General features: G+C 36.1%; 25 protein-coding genes. 4 read left to right on the top strand and 21 right to left on the bottom strand.

Annotated elements, in window-relative coordinates:
* Nucleotides 1-26 precede the first annotated feature (26 nt).
* The 7 genes from grpE to gpr all read right to left on the bottom strand — a co-directional run bounded on the left by grpE (nucleotide 27) and on the right by gpr (nucleotide 7,053).
* Entirely contained in the window at nucleotides 27-593 is a 567-nt protein-coding gene (gene grpE, locus ACODS7_RS03025; protein WP_243168193.1) for a nucleotide exchange factor GrpE, read from the bottom strand.
* A 114-nt stretch (nucleotides 594-707) separates the two neighbouring features.
* A complete protein-coding gene (gene hrcA, locus ACODS7_RS03030) occupies nucleotides 708-1,724 on the bottom strand; it encodes a heat-inducible transcriptional repressor HrcA (RefSeq protein WP_016080253.1) in 1,017 nt (338 codons plus the stop codon).
* 133 nt (nucleotides 1,725-1,857) lie between these two features.
* Nucleotides 1,858-2,997, bottom strand: a complete 1,140-nt coding sequence (gene hemW, locus ACODS7_RS03035; protein WP_029443320.1) for a radical SAM family heme chaperone HemW — start codon at nucleotides 2,995-2,997, stop codon at nucleotides 1,858-1,860.
* A gap of 51 nt (nucleotides 2,998-3,048) precedes the next feature.
* Entirely contained in the window at nucleotides 3,049-3,423 is a 375-nt protein-coding gene (locus tag ACODS7_RS03040) for a winged helix-turn-helix transcriptional regulator (protein ID WP_001293539.1), read from the bottom strand.
* Between the two features lie 130 nt (nucleotides 3,424-3,553).
* Nucleotides 3,554-5,377, bottom strand: coding sequence for an elongation factor 4 (gene lepA / locus ACODS7_RS03045; RefSeq protein ID WP_001030948.1), 1,824 nt, complete (start codon nucleotides 5,375-5,377; stop codon nucleotides 3,554-3,556).
* Nucleotides 5,378-5,587: 210 nt separating this feature from the next.
* A complete protein-coding gene (locus tag ACODS7_RS03050) occupies nucleotides 5,588-5,953 on the bottom strand; it encodes a YqxA family protein (protein WP_001207095.1) in 366 nt (121 codons plus the stop codon).
* On the bottom strand, nucleotides 5,950-7,053 hold the full coding sequence (gpr, locus tag ACODS7_RS03055; protein WP_029443322.1) for a GPR endopeptidase: 1,104 nt from the start codon (nucleotides 7,051-7,053) through the stop codon (nucleotides 5,950-5,952). Before gpr ends, ACODS7_RS03050 begins: the two co-directional genes overlap by 4 nt.
* A 180-nt stretch (nucleotides 7,054-7,233) precedes the next feature.
* On the opposite strand from gpr, the gene rpsT reads away from it, so the two are divergent.
* Nucleotides 7,234-7,491, top strand: a complete 258-nt coding sequence (gene rpsT / locus ACODS7_RS03060; protein WP_001274012.1) for a 30S ribosomal protein S20 — start codon at nucleotides 7,234-7,236, stop codon at nucleotides 7,489-7,491.
* An 84-nt stretch (nucleotides 7,492-7,575) separates the two neighbouring features.
* Here the strand turns inward: rpsT and holA are convergent, their stop codons facing one another.
* The gene (gene holA, locus ACODS7_RS03065) at nucleotides 7,576-8,586 is read right to left on the bottom strand and encodes a DNA polymerase III subunit delta (RefSeq protein WP_016080251.1); all 1,011 of its coding nucleotides are present in this window, start codon (nucleotides 8,584-8,586) and stop codon (nucleotides 7,576-7,578) included.
* Nucleotides 8,587-8,932: 346 nt separating this feature from the next.
* On the opposite strand from holA, the gene ACODS7_RS03070 reads away from it, so the two are divergent.
* On the top strand, nucleotides 8,933-9,067 hold the full coding sequence (locus tag ACODS7_RS03070) for a YqzM family protein (protein WP_000997609.1): 135 nt from the start codon (nucleotides 8,933-8,935) through the stop codon (nucleotides 9,065-9,067).
* A gap of 31 nt (nucleotides 9,068-9,098) precedes the next feature.
* Here ACODS7_RS03070 and ACODS7_RS03075 read toward each other — a convergent pair whose 3' ends face one another.
* From ACODS7_RS03075 to ACODS7_RS03085, 3 genes are all read right to left on the bottom strand, one after another.
* Nucleotides 9,099-11,420 carry a DNA internalization-related competence protein ComEC/Rec2 gene (locus ACODS7_RS03075; RefSeq protein ID WP_243168192.1) on the bottom strand — a complete coding sequence of 774 codons (2,322 nt, stop codon included), beginning with the start codon at nucleotides 11,418-11,420 and terminating at the stop codon, nucleotides 9,099-9,101.
* A 14-nt stretch (nucleotides 11,421-11,434) separates the two neighbouring features.
* Nucleotides 11,435-11,992 carry a ComE operon protein 2 gene (locus ACODS7_RS03080; RefSeq protein WP_029443324.1) on the bottom strand — a complete coding sequence of 186 codons (558 nt, stop codon included), beginning with the start codon at nucleotides 11,990-11,992 and terminating at the stop codon, nucleotides 11,435-11,437.
* A gap of 64 nt (nucleotides 11,993-12,056) precedes the next feature.
* The gene (locus tag ACODS7_RS03085) at nucleotides 12,057-12,656 is read right to left on the bottom strand and encodes a helix-hairpin-helix domain-containing protein (protein WP_050844534.1); all 600 of its coding nucleotides are present in this window, start codon (nucleotides 12,654-12,656) and stop codon (nucleotides 12,057-12,059) included.
* A 77-nt stretch (nucleotides 12,657-12,733) separates the two neighbouring features.
* Here ACODS7_RS03085 and comER point away from each other — a divergent pair, with 77 nt between their 5' ends.
* Nucleotides 12,734-13,561 carry a late competence protein ComER gene (gene comER, locus ACODS7_RS03090; RefSeq protein ID WP_001020554.1) on the top strand — a complete coding sequence of 276 codons (828 nt, stop codon included), beginning with the start codon at nucleotides 12,734-12,736 and terminating at the stop codon, nucleotides 13,559-13,561.
* A gap of 180 nt (nucleotides 13,562-13,741) precedes the next feature.
* Here comER and ACODS7_RS03095 read toward each other — a convergent pair whose 3' ends face one another.
* From ACODS7_RS03095 to ACODS7_RS03130, 8 genes are all read right to left on the bottom strand, one after another.
* Nucleotides 13,742-14,491 (bottom strand): class I SAM-dependent methyltransferase, encoded by a 750-nt coding sequence (locus ACODS7_RS03095; RefSeq protein WP_000873069.1) that lies wholly within the window; start codon nucleotides 14,489-14,491, stop codon nucleotides 13,742-13,744.
* Nucleotides 14,488-14,844, bottom strand: coding sequence for a ribosome silencing factor (rsfS, locus tag ACODS7_RS03100; RefSeq protein WP_000998173.1), 357 nt, complete (start codon nucleotides 14,842-14,844; stop codon nucleotides 14,488-14,490). Before rsfS ends, ACODS7_RS03095 begins: the two co-directional genes overlap by 4 nt.
* The gene (gene yqeK, locus ACODS7_RS03105; protein ID WP_029443326.1) at nucleotides 14,841-15,410 is read right to left on the bottom strand and encodes a bis(5'-nucleosyl)-tetraphosphatase (symmetrical) YqeK; all 570 of its coding nucleotides are present in this window, start codon (nucleotides 15,408-15,410) and stop codon (nucleotides 14,841-14,843) included. Before yqeK ends, rsfS begins: the two co-directional genes overlap by 4 nt.
* On the bottom strand, nucleotides 15,400-15,969 hold the full coding sequence (nadD, locus tag ACODS7_RS03110; RefSeq protein WP_243168191.1) for a nicotinate-nucleotide adenylyltransferase: 570 nt from the start codon (nucleotides 15,967-15,969) through the stop codon (nucleotides 15,400-15,402). Before nadD ends, yqeK begins: the two co-directional genes overlap by 11 nt.
* A gap of 137 nt (nucleotides 15,970-16,106) precedes the next feature.
* A complete protein-coding gene (yhbY, locus tag ACODS7_RS03115) occupies nucleotides 16,107-16,400 on the bottom strand; it encodes a ribosome assembly RNA-binding protein YhbY (protein WP_000955228.1) in 294 nt (97 codons plus the stop codon).
* 5 nt (nucleotides 16,401-16,405) lie between these two features.
* Nucleotides 16,406-17,239, bottom strand: coding sequence for a shikimate dehydrogenase (aroE, locus tag ACODS7_RS03120; RefSeq protein ID WP_029443327.1), 834 nt, complete (start codon nucleotides 17,237-17,239; stop codon nucleotides 16,406-16,408).
* Between the two features lie 15 nt (nucleotides 17,240-17,254).
* A complete protein-coding gene (yqeH, locus tag ACODS7_RS03125) occupies nucleotides 17,255-18,361 on the bottom strand; it encodes a ribosome biogenesis GTPase YqeH (RefSeq protein ID WP_029443328.1) in 1,107 nt (368 codons plus the stop codon).
* 3 nt (nucleotides 18,362-18,364) lie between these two features.
* Entirely contained in the window at nucleotides 18,365-18,877 is a 513-nt protein-coding gene (locus tag ACODS7_RS03130; protein WP_224981262.1) for a YqeG family HAD IIIA-type phosphatase, read from the bottom strand.
* A gap of 246 nt (nucleotides 18,878-19,123) precedes the next feature.
* On the opposite strand from ACODS7_RS03130, the gene ACODS7_RS03135 reads away from it, so the two are divergent.
* Nucleotides 19,124-19,279: a sporulation histidine kinase inhibitor Sda gene (locus ACODS7_RS03135; RefSeq protein ID WP_000850094.1), complete on the top strand. Its 156-nt coding sequence runs from the start codon at nucleotides 19,124-19,126 to the stop codon at nucleotides 19,277-19,279.
* Nucleotides 19,280-19,464: 185 nt separating this feature from the next.
* Here ACODS7_RS03135 and ACODS7_RS03140 read toward each other — a convergent pair whose 3' ends face one another.
* The gene (locus ACODS7_RS03140; RefSeq protein WP_016080245.1) at nucleotides 19,465-20,253 is read right to left on the bottom strand and encodes a phosphatidylserine decarboxylase; all 789 of its coding nucleotides are present in this window, start codon (nucleotides 20,251-20,253) and stop codon (nucleotides 19,465-19,467) included.
* Nucleotides 20,254-20,542: 289 nt separating this feature from the next.
* Nucleotides 20,543-21,256, bottom strand: coding sequence for an RNA polymerase sporulation sigma factor SigK (sigK, locus tag ACODS7_RS03145; RefSeq protein WP_000051382.1), 714 nt, complete (start codon nucleotides 21,254-21,256; stop codon nucleotides 20,543-20,545).
* Between the last annotated feature and the right edge of the window lie 141 nt (nucleotides 21,257-21,397).

Genomic DNA, 21,397 nt, shown 5'->3' on the forward strand with positions numbered 1-21,397 from the left:
GGCTAATCCTCCTACTTTTATGTAAATTATTGATTTACTTTTACCATTGATGGGCGAATTACACGATCTTTTAGTTTATAACCTTTTTGGAATTCTTCCACAACCGCGTTTGATTCAAATTCACTGTCTTCCACTTGCATAATAGCTTGGTGTTCATTAGGATCAAACGGTTTACCAACAGCTCCAATCACTTCCACACCTTCTTTAGTCAACGCTTCTAGCAATTGACGATGCACCATTTCCATACCTTGTAATAAGGATTTCGTTTGCTCATCAGTTGCTTCCACTTGCATCGCTCTTTCAAAATTATCAAGAGCTGGCAAAATGTCTGAAACTAGACTTTGTGCTCTATATTTTTCAGCAGCCTGTTTATCCATTTGGACACGGCGCTTATAATTTTCAAAATCAGCTTGTAGACGTAATGTGCGACCTTCCGTTTCCGTTAGTTTCGCTTGTAACTCATCTACTTTTTCTTGTAAAAGAGCAGCCTCACTTTTTTCTTCTACAGTTTCTTCACTGTTTTCTGGCGTGACAGCTTCTTCAACTTGCGCTTCTTTTACTTCTTCTACCACTTGTTCGTTACGCTCTTCCACAATATTCACCTCCTTAAAAGGTATTAGGTATCATGTATAGCATGATTACCTAAACATTATATATTACACACAGCAATGAAAATTTCATCACTTGAGCGAATGTATTACTCTCATTTACTTTTTAAGTCCATCAGTAAATTGTCTCGTAAATAACTGTAACAAACTAATTACACGAGAATATTGCATTCTCGTAGGACCTAAAATAGCAATTGTTCCAAGTTGCTCTTCGCCGATCGAATATGTTGCAGAAATTAAACTGCAATCCTCCATAGCCGTCGAAGTGTTTTCCCTACCAATTTTCACTTGAATCCCGACTTGTTTATGACGCAAAATGTCATAAAATTCGGCTTCATTATCAATCATGGTAAGCAAAGATCTAACCTTTTGAATGTCATGGAACTCTGGCTGCGAAAGCATATTTGCTTTTCCTCCAAAGTATATCTTTTCCGATAACGGAACTTGAAATGTACCATCTAACATTTTTATTGCACTATCGTAATTATGAACATACCCACGTAAAACTGTAACAATTTCCTTAAAGATTTTATTATGAAGTTCTTCCATCGGTACGCCAGATAGCTTTTCATTTAAAATATTAACCATTTTTTCTAAATCTGATAAATCAACAGATTCCGGAACGGTAATCGTTTTACTTTGTACATGCCCTGTATCAGTTACAATAATAGCGACTGCAGTTTGACGATCAAGCGGCACAATTTGTACATTTTTAAGTTTATTTGTACTTAACTTCGGTCCAAGGACAATGGCCGTATAATTCGTAAGTTCTGATAAAATTTGAGCAGATTGCTGTGCAATTTTTTCCGCTTCAAAAATTCTTTCAGCAAATAAATCTTTAATTTGTACAATTTCAGCGTTCGGTAAGTTTTGCGGCGCTAAAAGATGGTCTACATAAAATCGGTAGCCTTTCTCAGAAGGAACACGTCCAGAAGAACTGTGTGTTTTTTCAATAAAACCTAATTCTTCTAAGTCCGCCATTTCATTTCGAATAGTAGCTGAACTAAATGTAATTTGATCTTTTTTAGCCAACGTTCTAGACCCAACAGGCTGCGCTGATCCAATAAAGTCATCAATAATTGTTTGTAAAATTAAGAGCTGACGTTCCGTAAGCATCTCATCATCACCTCTGTTAGCACTCTTTGTCTTCGAGTGCTAAATCTATTAATAACTTACCAAAATTGACATTCAATTGTCAACGGAAACGTCACGAAATAATGAAACTTTTTCACGCCCATGGAACATTTAATTAGTCAATCAAAAATGATTGGAATACTTCATTCCCTAATAATTTTCCTTTTCGCGTTAAACGCACATGTCCATTTTCCTCTTCAAGTAATCCCTGTTCTTGATTGCTTTGTAACTGCTTCGCGAAAACTTGATCCATCTCCACATTAAATTTATTGCGGAATGCCGTTTTAGAAACACCTTTCGTTTTTCGAAGTCCTAAGAACAGTTCTTCTTCCATTCTTTCTTTCTCCGTCACCTTATGAACATCTAAATACGGAAATCCTGTTTCATCAATTTTATTAAAATATTGCTTCAGCGGACCTACATTTTGAATACGTTCCCCATTCACATAACTATGAGCTCCAGCTCCAAAGCCATAATACTCTTCATTATTCCAGTATGTGAGATTATGTTTACTTTTATTGTCACCTTTTGAGAAATTACTAATTTCATACTGGTTATAACCGTTTTTCTCCATTTCATCCATTACCATTTCATACATTTTCGCTTCATGGTCTTCACCCGGAAGACGCAATTTCCCTTTATTCATTAAGTTATAAAACACTGTTTTGGGTTCCACAATTAATGAATATGCCGAGAAATGTTGTACACCAAGCGTAAAAGCAATGTCTAATGTTTCCTTCACATCTTCTATCGTTTGTCCTGGCAAAGCATAAATAATATCTACATTAATATTTTTAAAGCCTACTTCCTGAGCTTCTCGAATCGCTAGGAATGCATCTTCCCTCGTATGCTTGCGCCCGATTTTCTCAAGCAGTTCATCACGGAACGTTTGCACACCAAAACTAATTCGATTCACTCCACCTTCTAGTAGTACATTCAACTTCTCTTTCGGTAGATCTCCTGGATTCGCTTCAAATGTCAATTCACAATTTGGAGCAAACGGACGCAAATGACGATTAATAATCTCGAGTAATTTTTTTGTCTGTTCCATATTTAACGCTGTCGGAGTTCCACCGCCCACAAAAATCGTTTTCATACTATCAAACGGAACTTTTTGAACCGTATTTATTATTTCCTTCTCTAAATAATCTAAATATTGATCAACCGGTTGGCGTTCAATAAACACTTTATTAAAATCACAATAGTGACAAATGTGCTGACAAAACGGAATATGAATATATGCAGCTTGTACCAAATATAACTCCTACCTTTCTAAAAAGAAAACCTCCGCACTCCGGAGGATTCTCTACTTCTCTAACGTATTACGAATTTGTTCCATTCGCATTTTTCCCCAATCATACATCATTTCAACGATCGGTAAAAGCGACATGCCTAGTTCCGTCATATAATACTCAACACGAGGAGGAATTTCGGGATATACTGTTCGATCAACAATCCCATCTTCCATTAACTCTTTTAATTGGTTCGACAAAACTTTATGAGAAATGCTTGGGAATAACCGTTGTAATTCACTAAAACGATGAGGCCCTTCCACACCAAGATGCCACAGTATCACAACTTTCCACTTTCCACTAATAATAGAAAGCGTCAATTCCTTTTCACAATTAAAATTGCCATTTTGTATTTTATCTTGAATATCTTTTCGAATATTTTCGGACATTAACAATCTCCTAACTCTATATGAACTAAAAAGCTCTCTCATTATTGTAAATGAGAGTTGCTCAGATGTCTAAAAAGTAATTATACAGAAAAAAGAAGCCGCACAAACGACTTCTTTTTTATTTCAAATATTAGTTGTCATCCATTTTCAGTACAGCCATGAATGCCTCTTGCGGCACTTCTACAGAACCAACAGACTTCATACGTTTTTTACCTTCTTTTTGCTTATCAAGAAGTTTACGCTTACGAGAAATGTCACCGCCGTAACATTTTGCAAGTACGTTTTTACGCATCGCCTTAATTGTAGAACGGGCTACAACTTTATTTCCGATAGTCGCCTGAATTGGCACTTCGAACTGTTGTCTCGGAATTAATTCTTTTAATTTCTCTACAATTACTTTACCACGGTCATACGCTGAATCACGGTGTACGATAAATGATAAAGCATCTACTTGTTCATTATTTAAAAGAATATCCATTTTCACAAGTTTAGATGGTTTATAACCAATTAACTCGTAGTCAAATGATGCATACCCTTTCGTATTTGATTTCAATTGATCGAAGAAGTCATATACGATTTCTGATAACGGGATTTCATATGTTAATGTAACACGCGTTTCATCTAAATATTGCATATCAATAAACGTTCCACGTTTACCTTGGCAAATTTCCATTACAGCTCCAACATAGTCATTCGGAACCATAATTGAAGCCTTCACAAACGGCTCTTCTACACGATCGATAGACTGTGGATCTGGCATATTAGATGGATTATCAACAATAACATCTTCACCGTTTGTTAAATAAACTTTATAAATAACGCTTGGCGCTGTTGTAATTAAGTCAATCTTAAATTCACGTTCAATACGTTCTTGAATGATTTCCATGTGAAGAAGTCCTAAGAATCCACAACGGAAACCAAATCCTAACGCTTGAGATGTTTCTGGTTCAAACTCAAGAGCAGAATCGTTTAACTCTAATTTTTCTAACGCATCACGTAAATCGTTATAACGAGCAGAATCAATTGGATACAGCCCACAGAATACCATCGGGTTTAATTTACGGTAACCTGGTAACGCCTCTGCAGCTGGACGTTTCGCATGTGTAATCGTATCACCAACACGTGTATCACCTACGTTTTTAATAGATGCTGCTAAGAAACCTACATCACCTACTGTTAACTCATCACGTTGCGTAGTTTTCGGTGTAAATACACCTACTTCTGTTACTTCAAATTCTTTACCCGTTGCCATCATACGTACTTTATCGCCAACTTTTACCGTTCCATTTACAACACGGATATAAGCAATTACACCACGGTACGGATCATATAAAGAGTCGAAAATCATACATTGTAACGGCTCTTCTGAATCACCTGCTGGAGCTGGTACTTTTTCAACAATTTGTTCTAAAATTTCTTCAATACCAATTCCAGCTTTCGCAGAAGCAAGTACCGCTTCTGATGCATCTAAACCAATTACATCTTCTACCTCTTGACGTACACGTTCTGGATCCGCACTTGGTAAGTCGATTTTATTGATAACTGGTAAAATTTCTAAGTTGTTATCAAGCGCTAAGTATACGTTCGCTAACGTTTGCGCTTCAATACCTTGCGCTGCATCTACTACAAGAATCGCGCCTTCACAAGCCGCTAAACTACGAGATACTTCGTACGTAAAGTCGACGTGTCCTGGTGTATCAATTAAATGAAGAATATACTCTTCACCATCTTTTGCTTTATAGTTTAATTGTACTGCGTTTAATTTAATTGTAATACCACGCTCACGCTCTAAATCCATAGAGTCAAGCAACTGAGCTTTCATTTCGCGTTGTGTTAACGCATTTGTTTTCTCTAAAATACGGTCTGCTAACGTTGATTTTCCGTGGTCAATATGAGCAATAATAGAGAAATTACGAATTTTGGACTGTCTTTTTGCTCTTTCTTCTTTGTTCATCTATGTTCTCAACTCCTAATAGTCTCGCCAATATACACTAGCACTGATTATATCAATAGAGCAACAAAGATTCAATGAAAACTCGTGCTGCTTACGATACAAATCATTCTATCTATATCTTATGCGAATAAACCATAAGAGACAAACCCTTTTCAAATTTTAAAACGGTTGTCTTACAAATCAGTAAAACAACCGCCTCCCATGTTACTCTTAGCTAAAAATCCCCTTTATTTTCCCAACAACTATATCCGTTCCGAACTTCGTCATTTCATAAGCTACACTTGCTACCGCCATCCCAATTCCTTCTACAACATTAAAACTTCTTAAACGTTCTAATTGTTGTTGTTTTTCTGAAGCTGAAAACGAACTACCCAAAATTTCTGATTCAACACCTGTACTCTCTGTCCCTGTCATATGAGCTATTTGTTCATACGACAATTGCCGATAACCTTTCATACTTTTCAAACCATGATTAGCAAGTGACACTCCTGCTATCATCATAAGTAAACATAAAGCTACACTACATATACACAAAAGCGCAAAACGACTCAAACTATTATCATCTTTCTCCCTCAATGTGTATACGCTCCTGTATTATCTTGATCAATTTGATGATGCAGCGCTGCATTTAAACCACTCGCTATTACATTCGCCATATCCTCAATAAAAGTATCTACTTCTTTTGGGGTCACCATTAAATTATGACCAAGAGGCGATAGCACTTCATAAATCAGCCTTCTTTTTTCTTCTTCTTCCAACGTACCAACAGCACCTAAAAACATATTTCGGCTCTTTTCATCTGGCATATCTTCTTCTGTTAATTTTTTCTTTTCTCCAAATGAAAATCCCGCTGGTAACAAAGATCGTGAAGGTTTGTTTCCTTCTTTCATCTCTCGACCAAAATGTTTCAAAATAAAATCAATCGTATCACTCGTAATCGAAACGGCATCGACCACAGTCGGAACACCAATTGCAATAACAGGGATACCTAATGTCTCTTTACTTAGTTCCTTACGTTTATTCCCAACCCCCGATCCTGGATGGATTCCAGTATCAGAAATTTGTATCGTGCTATTTACTCGTTCGATAGAACGGGCAGCTAATGCGTCAATCGCAATTACAAAGTCTGGATTTGTCTTCTCAATAATCCCATAAATAACATCGCTCGTTTCGATCCCGGTAATTCCCATTACCCCCGGTCGAATTGCACTAACAGGCCTAAATCCTTCTTCTACACTTTCAGGCTGCAATTGAAACAAATGTCTCGTTACTAATACATTTTCTACAACTATTGGCCCAAGAGCATCCGGTGTTACATTCCAATTCCCAAGGCCTACAATTAAACAGCTCGCTTCTTTTGTAACACCAACCTCTTCTAAGAAATAAGAAAATTCTTTTGCAAAAATACGCTCCACCTTTTGTTGAAGTTCTGTATCTTGCTGACGTATACCTTGTACTTCAAGCGTTAAATAATTTCCAGGTTTTTTACCCATCGCTTCAGAGGCAGCTTCATCAATTGTTACTTTTGTAATTATAGTACCTTCTTCTTCCCTCTCTTTTACAATTACTCCCTGTATCCCTTTTTGTTCTCCTTGGCTTTCTTGCAACATTTGATGAGCTTCTACAGCAAGGTCAGTTCTAACGCTATATTTACTTAAATCCAATGGTTCTTTCATCGTATCTCCTCCGTAATTCATAGTAAATATCGTTAGATTTCCCAAAGTTATATAAGGTCATTCTTTCCTTTACGTGAAATTTCATGGATATACTATTGCAATTCTCTTCACCGTTTGATAGAATATCACTTGTTCTATGTAAGAATCGAGTCATTCGATTGCACCAGGGAGGTGAAAAGTATGGCAAACATCAAATCTGCTATCAAACGCGCTAAACTTAGCGAAGAGCGTCGTGCACATAACGCTTCTATCAAGTCTGACATGCGTTCTGCTGTTAAAACTGTAGAAGCTTTAGTTACTAATAACGATCTTGAAAATGCTAAAGAAGCTTTCAAAACTGCTTCTAAAAAACTTGACAAAGCAGCTCGTAAAGGTCTTATCCACCAAAACGCTGCATCTCGTCAAAAATCTCGCTTAGCGAAACAAGTAAACGCGTAAGGCGTTTAAAAAACGATCCATTTGGATCGTTTTTTTATATACAAAAAAAGTTCATGCACTAAGTACATGAACTTTTTTGTGTCATCACATATGATTTAATCGCATTAAGAAAAACTCGAGCACAAGTTTCTTATCCATCTTTCCCGTCTTCATACTATAATCAGCTTCCGCTAATTCTATAATCACTTTTTTTAATTCTTCAAAAGAGAAAAATTTCGTTTGATTCATCGCCAACTTTACACGATACGGATGTACACCAATATGAGATGCAATTTGATTTTGCCCATAACCACGTTGCTGTAACTCTTTCACTTGATACAACAAACGGAATTGACTCACTAATAACGCAAGCAATTTAATCGGTTCTTCCTGCTGCGTAAATAATCCATCCAAAATTTGCATTGCACCTGCAATATCTTTTTTCACCACTTTTTCTGTCAAAGCAAATACATTTTGCTCAACTGATTTTGGCACAAGCTCTGCAACAAGTTTCGTCGTAATCTCTCCGCCCATACCAACGTATAACGTTAACTTGTCCATTTCCTTCGCCAACATCGTTACATTACTTCCCACAAGCTCTAGCAACAAACTAACAGCCGCGTTATCAATGTGCACATGCACTTCATCTGCCCGAGCAATAATCCACTTCTGAACATCCTGCACTTGCATCGCATTCGCTTCTACTACATCTGCTGTTTTCTTTAATAGTTTTGTAATTTTTTTTCGCTCATCAAGTTTTTCGTAAGGCGCAACAAAAACAAGAATAGAAAATGGAGAAGGTTCACCAATATATTCTTCTAAAATTTTTATATTTTGCTCTAACTTTTCTTTTTGCGAAGTCAGAAATAGCGGTGATTTTATTAACAGTACTTTTCGTTCTCCAAAGAAAGGAAGCGTACGCGCATCCTCAACCACATCTTCTAAATACGCTTCTTCCAAATCGTATGTCACAACATTAAACTCTCTATCTTCCTCTTCAAGTGCTTCTGTCGTAATAAGCTTTATCGTTTCATTTATAAAAAAAGCTTCCGTTCCATATAGTAAATATAACGGAGCGAACTGTTTCTTTTTAATTTTTTTATGTATATCACTCATACTTTTTCCTACTCCCTAACTTGACAATATATATTTATACTAATGCCCTCGCTTTTGTTTTACAAGTACAAAGGAACAGGCTTTATAACCCGTCCCTTTATTTATATTAAACGCCACGCAATAAGCCCCGGGTTTCTTATTGGTGTGCGGTAATCACCTTCCCTTTATTATTCACAATAAAAATTCGAGTATAAGTGCCAACTGTTAACATGCTTGGAAACAAAAAACTTACGTTACTTCATGATCTAAAAGTAGCAAAAAAGCTCGTTTTCTCTTCACATGGAAATTGTAGATTTTTTTCTGACAATATTTTATACTAAAGTGGAATGTTGGGGAGGGATTCTAAATGAATGATTTTGAACAAAACGTTCAAAGTAAACGCAATGACGCTATTGATTCAGGGGTAGGATTTATCGTCTCATTTGGTTTTTTCGCAACACTTTTCATCATTGCAACTGTTATTAAATTTATCGGTTCTTAAAGGCTGCCACTTCATGGCAGTCTTCTCTTTTTCAACTATTATATGTCTTATCATATGTGATTTTACTTTGAAAGGTTCCATTTTCCCCTTTAAAAACATAGGAAATAGCACCTTGCTGGTCCGTGCGCCATATCGCACTCCCCATCTTCTCAAAACGCTCTATCACTTCTTTATGCGGGTGTCCATATCTATTCTGCTTACCAACAGATATAATCGCTACACGGGGCTGTATAACGTTCAAAAAAGACTCTATAGATGACGTGTTACTCCCATGATGAGCAACTTTTAAAACATCCACTCGCAAATCTGGATGCGCATATACTAAAAACTTCTCTCCTTCTTCTTCTAAATCGCCTGTAAATAGCCACGTCAGTCCTCCAAATTTTGCCCATATTACAATTGAAGCGTTATTTTCGCTTTTTTCTTTTCCTTTTGGAGCTAAAACGAAAAATTCTGCTTCATTTACACTCCAACTCTCCCCTTCCCCCACTTCAGTTATTTTCATTTCCTTTTCTAATGCCTTTTTCTTTACTACTTTTTCTAATACTGCATCTTTTCCCTTTCGGCCAAATACAACTTCTTTTACAGGTATATATGATAATAATTCTTGCGCAGCACCTATATGATCTGCATCTCCATGCGTTACGATTAATTTATCGATTGTTTTAATACCTTCCTTTTGTAAATAGGGTATTAAAACATCAGTTCCAACAGAAAATTCATGCTTTTTTTGTTGCCATTCTTCCTTATTCACACGAAGCGTTCCACCTGTATCAATAAGATAAATCCCTTTATCATACGGAAGGCGAATCAATATTGCATCACCTTGTCCAACATCAATAAATGTTACACTTCCGCTTTCTCTAAAATATGGATATACATAATGACACGTGCTAATAAAAAGAAATACACTTACAACTATACACACCATTTTTTTCGGCGCTCTCCTTTCCCAAACCATCAATATACTGACAATACTCGCGCAATATACAGCTACAAGATTAAAGGGCGTTTTCCCAAAAACAAGCTGGGTAAATGGTAAACTTTCACAATAACTTAGAAAATCATTAGACATACTCAAGCCTATTGATAATACATTCGCAAATCCTTTTGCGAGAAACGGGACAATTGGCATACACAGTAAAATAATAATGCTACATGGTAATACAATGATAGATAAAAACGGGACGTATAAGAGATTGAGGAAAATGCTATATGGAGAAAAATAACCAAAGTGATATAACAAAATCGGAGTACTAACGAGCTGTGAAATGATAGAAATATAAATAGCATTTCGGATTACTCCGTTGCTACTCCCTAATAATAGCGGAGCAGACAAAAGTAAAGCGAAGCTACCTACAAAAGAAAACTGAAATCCAATATTAAAAACAAGATAAGGGTCATATATAAGCATACATATAGCTGTTACACTTAAAGCATCTAAACTAGATAAACGAATCGAGCACATAAAAGCAATCAACATCAAAACTCCTGTTATAGAAGCTCTTATAACAGATGGTGACGCCCCTGCTAAAACCATATACAAAGGAATACAGACGATAAGGCAAATTGTTGCTACCTCCCTCGTCGCACCACTTCTCAGCAAAACAAAATATACTATCCCCATTAACAATACAATGTGCGAACCTGAAATTGCTAACAAGTGTACAAGACCAAACTGTTGATATTGCTCTTCTACTTCAAACGTCATTTGTTGTCTATCACCAAATAGTAACGCATTCATAAAAGCACCTGATTGCTCCGGAAACATTTCTGTAACTTCGGAAATTGCTTGTTGCCTCAAAAGAAGAATCCATTGCATGAGCGACAGTGATGTTTTATAGCATTCAGAAATATATGTAGCCTCAAATGTGAAATGAATATGTTGCTTATATAAATAATCACGGTAATTAAAACCATGAAAATTCCGAGCTGTTTGCGGTTCTTTCCTCTCACCCTCGAATATACATGATATCCCTGCGTATAATTGTTGCATCTTTTCCTTTTCCAAGGCTGATTTTATTCTATAACTTAACTGTACTATATTTTTATTCTGGTCTTCAAATTGAAAAGATAGGCGATCCCCATTAACAAGCGGCGTATTTTGTATAACCCCTCTTGTAACCCCATAGGACTCTCCTAGAGGCTTATTCCACCCTTGAACACAGGAAGTGTATATAGCGCTACTAAAGCACGCTACAATGCAAAAAATGAAGGTTTTACGCGAAGTGCGATATAAACAGAAGCAAACATTTAAAAAGAGGCAAAAAACTATCAATAAAAGTGACGAGGAAAAGGCAATTGCAATCCCTATTATAAACGAGATTGCAACATACCCCCATTGTTCCTGCAACTTATACTCACTCCTTATAGCATCATTTTTGCTTTCGTGAATACATGCTGTAATTCTTCCATTGATAAATTATCTTTTTCTAAAGACGCAAATAATTCTTTTAACTCCGTATAACTTTTTTGCTCCTCTAATGCAGCAATATCATATTCTAACGGAACGTGCTTCACTGTTACATTCGCTTGTTCAAATAATTCTATGGCGTATGGATGATTTTTATAATCCTGCGCATAATAAACCGCTGTAATACCACTTTGAATAATTGCCTTACAACATTGTAAACAAGGGAAATGCGTAACGTAAATTTCTGCTTCCTCTGTTTTCGCACCAAACTTGGCACATTGTAATAAAGCATTCATTTCGGCATGAATTGTCCGAACACAATGATTATCGATTACGTAACAACCATCATCTATACAATGTACGCCACCTTTAATCGAACCATTATATCCACCAGCAATAATTCTTTTATCGCGAACGATTGTCGCTCCTACCGCAAGCCTTGTACATGTACTACGTAACGATAGTAGATGGCTTTGCGTCATAAAATATTGATCCCATGAAATTCGTTCCATATTTTTCACCTACTTTTTTTGTCTACTTGTAGTGTAGCGAAAGAAGAAAAACTTCGTCAATCTTTTACGGAATAATAATTTGACCTTTTATCTTTTCAAGAGACTTCGCACCAATCCCATCAATCTCTAATAAATCTTCTATTTTCTGAAACGGACCATGTTCTTCTCGATATTTCAAAATACTTTCTGCCTTTCGAGAACCAATCCCCGTAATTTTTTCCAATTGCTCTTTCGCCGCTGTATTTATTCGAATCTTGCCATCTTCCTTAGAAGAAGTAAACATCCCTTGTTCTGACTCATTTTTACTCGGTATATAAAGAAGCATTTGATCTTGTACAATTTGTGCTAAATTCACTTTTTTCATATCTACTTCTGATAAAAAACCACCAGCCTTTTGAACCGCATCCTTTACGCGATCTCCTTCCTTCATTTCATATACACCTTCTTTACTAACCGCTCCTTTCACATCAATTATAATTGTTCTTTTCTGTTCCTTTGTATCCGATATTTTCGGTTTATCCTTTTTTTCTATCTCCTTCTCTTGCACATTCATTGTAATAGGCGTTCGTTCTATACTCTGGTTCGTTTTCCAAAAAACAAGAAAAAGTAAAGTTCCAATAATAGCTACTAAACCTAACCACTTTTTCGGAAAATCCCACATCATTTTACACCTCTAATCATAAATTTATAACATCATTCATATTGTTTAGGAGAAAGCTGTTACGAAGGAGGGATGAAACTTTGAACATAGGAATTATAGGGACAGGAAACATGGGGAATATACTAATCGATGCATTTTTAGAAACCCGTGCTGTCAAACCTTCGTGCCTTACAATCATTAATCGGACGCCTGCCAAAGCATATCATATAAAAGAAAAATACCCTTCTGTTCATATAGCAAAAACAATCCCGGAAGTAATCGAACAATCACAACTTATTTTTATTTGCGTTAAGCCGATAGATATATACCCTATCCTAAAAAAATATGCTGAACATTTTTCTGATGAAACGTGCTTAGTTTCTATTACAAGTCCAATATCTCCATCACAATTAGAGACTCTCGTACCGTGCCACGTCGCACGTATTATTCCAAGTATCACAAATCGCGCCCTCTCTGGCGCCTCACTATTTACATTTGGAGATAATTGCTCTGAAGAATGGCAACAAAAACTACTTCGTCTATTCAAAAATATTTCTACACCTCTTGTAATAGAAGAAGATATAACGCGCGTTTCATCTGATATAGCAAGTTGCGGTCCTGCTTTCTTTAGTTATTTACTACAATGCTTCATTAACGCTGCTGTAGATAAAACAAATATTACACACGAAGAGGCTACTACTTTAGTAAGTGAAATGGTCGTGGGGATGGGGAAATTACTTGAAAAAGAAATCTTCACATTACCTACCTTACAAGAAAAGGTTTGTGTGAAAGGCGGCGTTACCGGGGAAGGCATTCGGGTTTTAGAAGAACACGTTGGAGATATGTTCCATAAGTTAATCGAGCGAACACATGAAAAATTTGATGAAGATTTAGAATGCGTTGATCAGCAATTCAATAAACACACATAATAAATACGTCATTTTCATTCCAAATCCTTTTTATAAATACTTACTTTTTTACAATACATTTTCACTTCAACTACTATTCCCACACTTTACGCATACGATCTTCAGATTATGCTAGAACTAAAAATACATCTTCTTTATAAAACAAAAGCAACCTTCTCGGTTGCTTTTGTTTTATTTGTTTTATCCGTTTTTCTTCGCCATGAAGAAAATACGCTCTGTTTGTTCTGTAACTTCAAGTCGCTCAAAATCACCTGTTACACGAAGAACTGTAAAACCCGCTTCTTCAAGCCATTTCGTTAACTCTTCCACTTGATATGCACGTTGCACGTGACATTCGTCAAACCGATGGTACACATCTTCTTCCGGATCTTGAACAAAGAATGTTAAATCATGCTCTACACTATTTGATTCTTCACCAGGGAAGCAATTCCAAATAAGAGATATTTCTTCTCCATTCACTGTATACGTTTCATTTTGAAATACATGATGTATTTTATATAGAGAATGTACATCAAATAAAAACAAACCATCTTGGCGTAAATGGTGAAACACTCTTCTAAATGTTTCTTGCACTCCATCTTCTTGCAATACATAATTTAATGAATCACAAAAGATAGTGACACAGTCAAACTCACCTGGAACATCAAGCTCTCGCATGTCTTGTTGGTAAAAAGGAATAAAGTATCCCTCTCCTCCTAGTTTTTGCTGAGCGACTGTTAACATTTCTTCTGAAAGATCGACACCTATTAAATCGTAACCCTTTTGCACAAGCGGAAGGGTTACATTACCCGTACCGCATGCTACATCAAGAATCTTTGCCTCTTTCATATCTGCCTGCTGCAAGCTTTCCTCTGTGAATTCCACCCATTTATCATAAGGGACATCATTCATCAGTTCGTCGTACAACAATGCAAATTGTTCGTATTTCATTGGCCTAGCTCTTCTGTTATATCTTCACGTGGCACATCGCCCCATAGACGCTCTAAATTATAGTGATTACGCTCATCTTTATGGAATACATGGGCAACTACATCTCCAAGATCAACTAATACCCAACGTGCTTCGTCAAAACCTTCCATACGTTGTACGTCGATTTGGAACTCATGTGCTTTTGATTTAATTTCACGTGCAATTGCTTGCACTTGTTTATCTGAATTACCGTGACAAATAATGAAATAATCTGCAATTGGTGAAATACCTTGCATATTTAGGACAACCATATCTTCTGCTCTTTTATCATCAGCTGCTTTTGCTGCTAATACTAATAAATCTTTATCGTTCATTTACTCATTTCCTCCTTGATAACTGCATTGTATGTTTGGAATGTTAATGGATAAATCGTCTGATTTTTTTCCATTAAAAATTGAATTGTTCTTTTTAAGGCAAATAATAAAGCTTGATTTATATCCGTATATGCGAGTTTACGAGCCTCTTCCACACCCGGAAACTTTCGCCCTGGCTCAATGTAATCAGCTACATAAATCACCTTATCTAACATCGTCATGTTCTCATGACCACTTGTATGATATGTAATAGCTTGCAATATTTCAGAATCCGTAATGCCTACCTCTTTTTCTACTAAGTATGCCCCAACAGGCGCATGCCACAACTCTTTATTATAGCAAAGTAAATCTTTCGGCAAATCTTCACGTTTAATAATCTCTTCCATCTCTGAAATTGCTCTACATTTCGCATAATCATGGAATATAGCTGCCATCTCTGCTTTTTTCTCGTCCACACCGTATAACTTAGCAAGCTCAAGCGCTGTCTCCATTACACCAATTGTGTGTATATAACGTTTTTCATGCATTTGTTGTTTGACAATATGCAGTGCATTCTCACGATTCATACAACCCATTCCTCTCGATATATACCTGTATTTTTTCAGGAAGTAAATATTTACACGTTTTCTTCTCCTTATATCTCTCACGTAATAAGGATGAAGAAACTGCAAATTCCGGAATTTCCACTGTAGTAATCTTATATGGTGTATGCAATGTATACCCAGGTCTTGCAACTCCAACAAACGTTACAAGATTAAGTAAAGCTTCAATGTTATACCACTTCGGTAAATACTCAACCATATCCCCACCAATAATAAAGTGAAACTGCACATCCGGATACTTCTTCGTCAATTGTAACATAGTGTCATACGTATAAGATGGGCCCTTCCTACTTAGCTCTTCTAAACAAATAGAAAAGTGTTCTTCTGCCTCAGTCGCGAGCTCTAACATATGTAAACGACTTTCTACACTTGTAATATTCCGCCCTTGTTTATGTGGCGGAATCTGATTTGGCAAGAACCATACTTCTTCCAAGTTCAAAGCGTGATATACTTCATTTGCAATTAGCAAATGTCCATAGTGAGGCGGATCAAATGTACCGCCAATGATGCCAATTTTCCTCAAAAGAAACGCCCCTTCCTTTTACATACAGCAACTCTCCTCGGTTAAGAATGAAGAGAATTGCTATTAATAAAAGTTCAATTGGTTTCGCTCTCTACATCATTACGCATCAGCGATAAAAATAGCGCATGCTAATCTTTTTATCGAGGAAGCTTAATCTGCTTATTTTCTCTTGATTCTTTGTATAAAACGATTGTACTTCCAATTACTTGAACGATTTCAGCACGTGCACCTTGTGCAAGTTCTTCTGCAACTTCACGACGATCAAATTCACAGTTTTGTAATACGCTCACTTTAAATAGTTCACGAACTTCTAACGCTTCTCCAATTTGTTTCACCATATTTTCATTTACTCCGCCTTTTCCTACTTGAAAAATTGGTGTTAAATGATGTGCTTGTGCACGTAAAAATCTTTTTTGTTTTCCTGTTAACATATATGTTAGCCTCCAAGCTTTTCTATAACTAATTGTTTCATTCGATCAATATTTGGTACACGTCCTGTCCACATTTCAAATGCAAGTGCTCCTTGATAAACAAACATATCAATACCATTTTGAATGATTGCACCTTGCTCTTTTGCCTCACATAAAATTTTCGTTTCAAATGGATTATAAATTATATCTGATACAATCGTTCCTTTTTTTAACGAACAAATTTGTAATGGCGTATGTTCGACGTGTGGATGCATACCTATTGTTGTCGTCTGAATGATAATATCATAATTTCCTTGTTCTTCTGTCGCTTTTTCTAACGACAAAGCATCAGAATTAACATCGGCCGTACGTGCAGCAATAAGTTCTTTTGCCTTATCTACTGTACGATTGGCTACATCAATCTCTTTTACACCTACATCAGCAAGAGAAAAATAAATAGCTCGGCTAGCACCACCTGCACCAAGTAACAAAATACGTTTCCCTTGAAGTGGTTCATTACTAATTGACTGCAGCGCTCGAACAAAACCAATTCCATCTGTGTTGTAGCCAATCAACCTTCCATTCTTATGAACCACTGTATTTACTGCACCGATTTTCCTTGCCAATGGATCAATCTCATCCAAATACTCCATAATAGCAACCTTGTGCGGAGTTGTTACATTAAATCCTGAAATACCTAATGCTTTTAAACCTCTTACTGCTTCCCCTAGCGCTTCCTCTTCAATAAGGAATGCATGATAATGGGCATCCATATTCAAGTGTTCAAATGCATCGTTATGCATAACGGGTGATAATGAATGTCCAATTGGATTTCCGATTACACCATATAATTGTTTCATAAATCCCTCTCCATATTAAATTAAAGATTTACGTAGTGAAACACTTACTCCTTTTGGTACGTGTGCAACAATTTTTGCTCCTGGTTCGTTCACAGTAACCCATCCTAATCCAGAGAATACAACATCCGTCTTTGGTTCACGAATATTAAATTCGTATTTCACTAACTCAGGCATATTTGCTAATTCTTCTGGCGTTGGTGGGCTTAGTAAATCCCCAGCATGATTTTTATATAATTCATCTGCTTTCTCAAGCTTTGTACGATGGATTGTTAAGCGATTCGAGAAGTGACAAGTAAACGCACGACGACCACCACTTACATAATCAAAGCGTGCCAATCCACTAAAGAATAACGTTTGTTCTTCATTTAATTGGAATACCATCGGCTTAATTTCTTTTGTTGGTGTAATAAGCTTTAAGCTCTGCTTTCCAACATAATGAGCCATTTGGTGGTGGTTAATAATACCTGGCGTATCATATAAAGAAGATTCTTCGTCTAATGGAATATCAATTAAATCCAGTGTTGTTCCTGGGAAATGAGATGTTGTAATTACATTTTCAGTCTCATCACTAAATTCTTTAATCATACGATTAATAAATGTCGATTTCCCTACATTCGTACATCCAACAACGTAAACATCTTTGCCGCCGCGATAATACTCAATAGCATCTGCTAGTTCAGCAATTCCTTGTCCCTTCGCTGCACTAATTAAAAAGACATCTTCTGGTTTTAATCCTAGCTGCTTTGCACTATAGCGCATCCAATGCTTTACTTTATCATGTTTTACTGACTTTGGAATTAAATCAGCTTTATTTCCAACAAGTAATACTTTATTATTTCCTACGAAACGATGTAAGCCAGGTAACCAGCTACCATTAAAATCAAAAATATCTACAATTTTGACTACTAATGCATCTGATTTTCCAATTCCATTTAAAATGCGTAGGAAGTCATCATCTGTTAACGATACATCTTGAATTTCATTGTAATGCTTCAAGCGAAAACAACGTTGACAAATGATTTGTTCTTTCTCTAAAGATGAGGTAGGAGCATACCCCACTTCGTTTTTATTTTCTGTTTGAATTTCTACACCGCAACCAATACATTTAATTGTTTCAGTCAAACTTTATTCCTCCCAGTTAATTAAACCTTTTTTCTTCATATTTTTCATGATTCTTCGTTCAATTTTCCGATTAAAGCGCGTCACTAATCCGTCCGTTTGTGCTACCGGTACAACTAAAATTGTATGAAGTCCTACTCGATTTCCACCAAGCACGTCAGTCAGTAACTGATCTCCAATTACTACAACTTCCTCTGCCTGCAGATGCATCTCTTGTATCGCACGCTTAAACGCTCGGACAAATGGTTTACGTGCACTATGAATAAATGGAATACCTAATGGATCAGCAAAATCTTTTACACGTTGCTCATTATTATTTGAAACGACCGTTACTTGGATGCCTTGCTCTTTCATTTTTAAGAACCATTCTTCAAGTTGCGGCGTTGCATTTGGACGATCCCATTCAATTAAAGTGTTATCTAAATCAGTAATAACGCCTTTAATTCCACGTTTTTTCAAATCTTCTGGTTGAACATGATATATATTTTTCACATATTCATTCGGTAAAAATAGCTTCAATTTCTTTCACCTCTTTGAGGATTTTTCATAAAATTTTTCGACAACATTTTTCGATATATAACCTGTGGATAAAATTGTACACATTTTCCACATTAATTTTTCAGTTAATTTGGAATTTACTAACATTCTATACACACCTTATCCACCTAGGTATGTGGATAACCACTCGTTTGTGACTGTCATATTTTTTTGGTACATTAAATGCATCAACGAATCAATCCTTATATTATTAGGAGGTGACTCACCTTGAAAACAAAACATATGGAACAGTTATCTACTGAGTTACTCACTGAGTCTTATTATAAAGCAAAAGAACTAAAATTAAATCCCGACTTCATTTTACTTATAAAACAAGAAATTATTAGACGCTCATTAGAGGACAAGCTTGTCAAATCTTCTTGATTACATATAAAGCGAAACTTTAATCATCCCGTACCAATCAAACAGTTACGGGATAAATGATTGGATGACCTGTAAAAAGAGCCATCCTACGATGGCTCTCGAATAAACAAGTACTCCCATCTAGGGGATTTCATCATTAAGTATCTTTGCCCATAACTCTTACTTACGGTTATAAAAACTTTTCTTTATTTGTGAGTTAATCGAGTAGCAATTTTTTCACCCAGACGAAGCTCTTGTCCACTCTTCAATTCCTGCACTACTTCTATCATATCTTTTTCAAACAATAACACAACTGTTGAACCAAATGTAAAGTATGCCATTTCTTCACCTTTTTGAACAGTATCTCTTTCATGCAAAAGCTCAATACTATTAACAAACATAGCACCTACTTTTACAAGAGCCATATGCTCGCCATCACTGCTTACTTCTGTAACAGAACGATAATTTTTTGACAACGGTTCTTTCCCGTATTCCATACCAGCTGCATTTACCGGATATGATTTTCTACCGAGTACAAATCTTTCAGTCACAGAACCAGAAAGCGGACTATGAATGCGATGATAATGACTTGGACTCAAATAAATTACCATATATGTACCGCCTGCATATCGCGTTGCACGTTCTTCATTACCTAGCATATCCACAATTGAATAACGCTTACCTTTAATATCAAATGTCTTTGTGTCCTCAATAGGACCATGATCTGCAAAAACACCATCAACAGGACTAACGATACTCGATGCATCTGTATCAATACTACGCATTCCTTCTTTTAGCTTACGCGTAAATAAATCATGCAATGTTCTATATTCCTTCAAGCCCTTTTCCATCTCATCTTGATTAATTTGAAAAACTTTCGCATACGATGGAATAATGATAGAGCTCAAACGAGATTGTGCAAATTTACGTAATATATAAGAAGTAAAGCGACCATTTGTAAGTTCTATCATAAGTCGATATAATGTACGTCGCAAATTGCGAAACCTCCTAATCAGTCTATAACTTTAGTTTTCCCTTCTTTTCTTTCTATATCATATGTAAAATTGGTTCTTATTCCCACATATCATATAAAGCAGCCTTATTATACATGCAGAAAACTAAGTATGGTATTATTCTTAAATTATTTAGCACCTTCTAATATTACAGATAGAATCCGCCATTTTCAACAGTGAACATGTATTTCTTCTTAGCATAACGCGTTTTCTTTTCTTATTTACAAAAAAAAAGCAGCCTATTTTAAAATACGGCTGCTTCTAATACACTTTATTCTTTCGCTTTTTTCTCTTTCTCTGCCCTTACAAACTCGTGGAACATTTTCATTAAGGCACGCTTTTCAATTCGTGATACGTAGCTTCTAGAAATGCCAAGCGCCTTAGCGATTTCCCGCTGTGTTTTCTCTTTATCAAGCCCAAGTCCAAAACGTTTCACAATCACTTCTTTTTCTCTTTCGTCTAAAATATCGATATACTCTTTAATTTTTTCTAACTCCATACTAAGCTGAATCATATCAATTACATCTTCAGACTCTGATTTTAATATATCAATAAGCGATATTTCATTCCCCTCTTTATCTTGCCCAATCGGATCATGAAGTGAAACATCTTTTTTCGTTTTCTTTAGTACACGTAAATGCATCAAAATTTCATTTTCAATACAGCGTGCTGCATACGTCGCAAGCTTTGTTCCCTTTCCTGCGGAATAGCTCTCGATCGCTTTAATAAGCCCGATCGTACCAATTGAAATTAAATCTTCTGCATCTTCTCCTGTGTTCTCAAATTTTTTAACGATATGAGCTACAAGCCGTAAATTATGTTCAATTAAAAGATTTCTCGCTTGAGCATCACCTTGCTCCATTAACTCTAAGTACTTTCTCTCATCATCTGATGATAACGGCTGCGGGAACGCATTGTTCTTCACATAAGAAACAAAGACAAACACTTCTCGAACCATATATCCAATTGCGGCGAATAGACTCAAACCTTTCACCTCCGCCAAAATAGTGGTCTTTATTATGTGTATGTGGGCGTGAGGTTGTTTGTGTCTGTACAGTTTATTTATAAAACCCAACACTTCCAACATTTAAAATATTTTATTGTTATATTATAATTATATAAAATT

Source organism: Bacillus sp. FG16 (genome assembly GCF_057809515.1).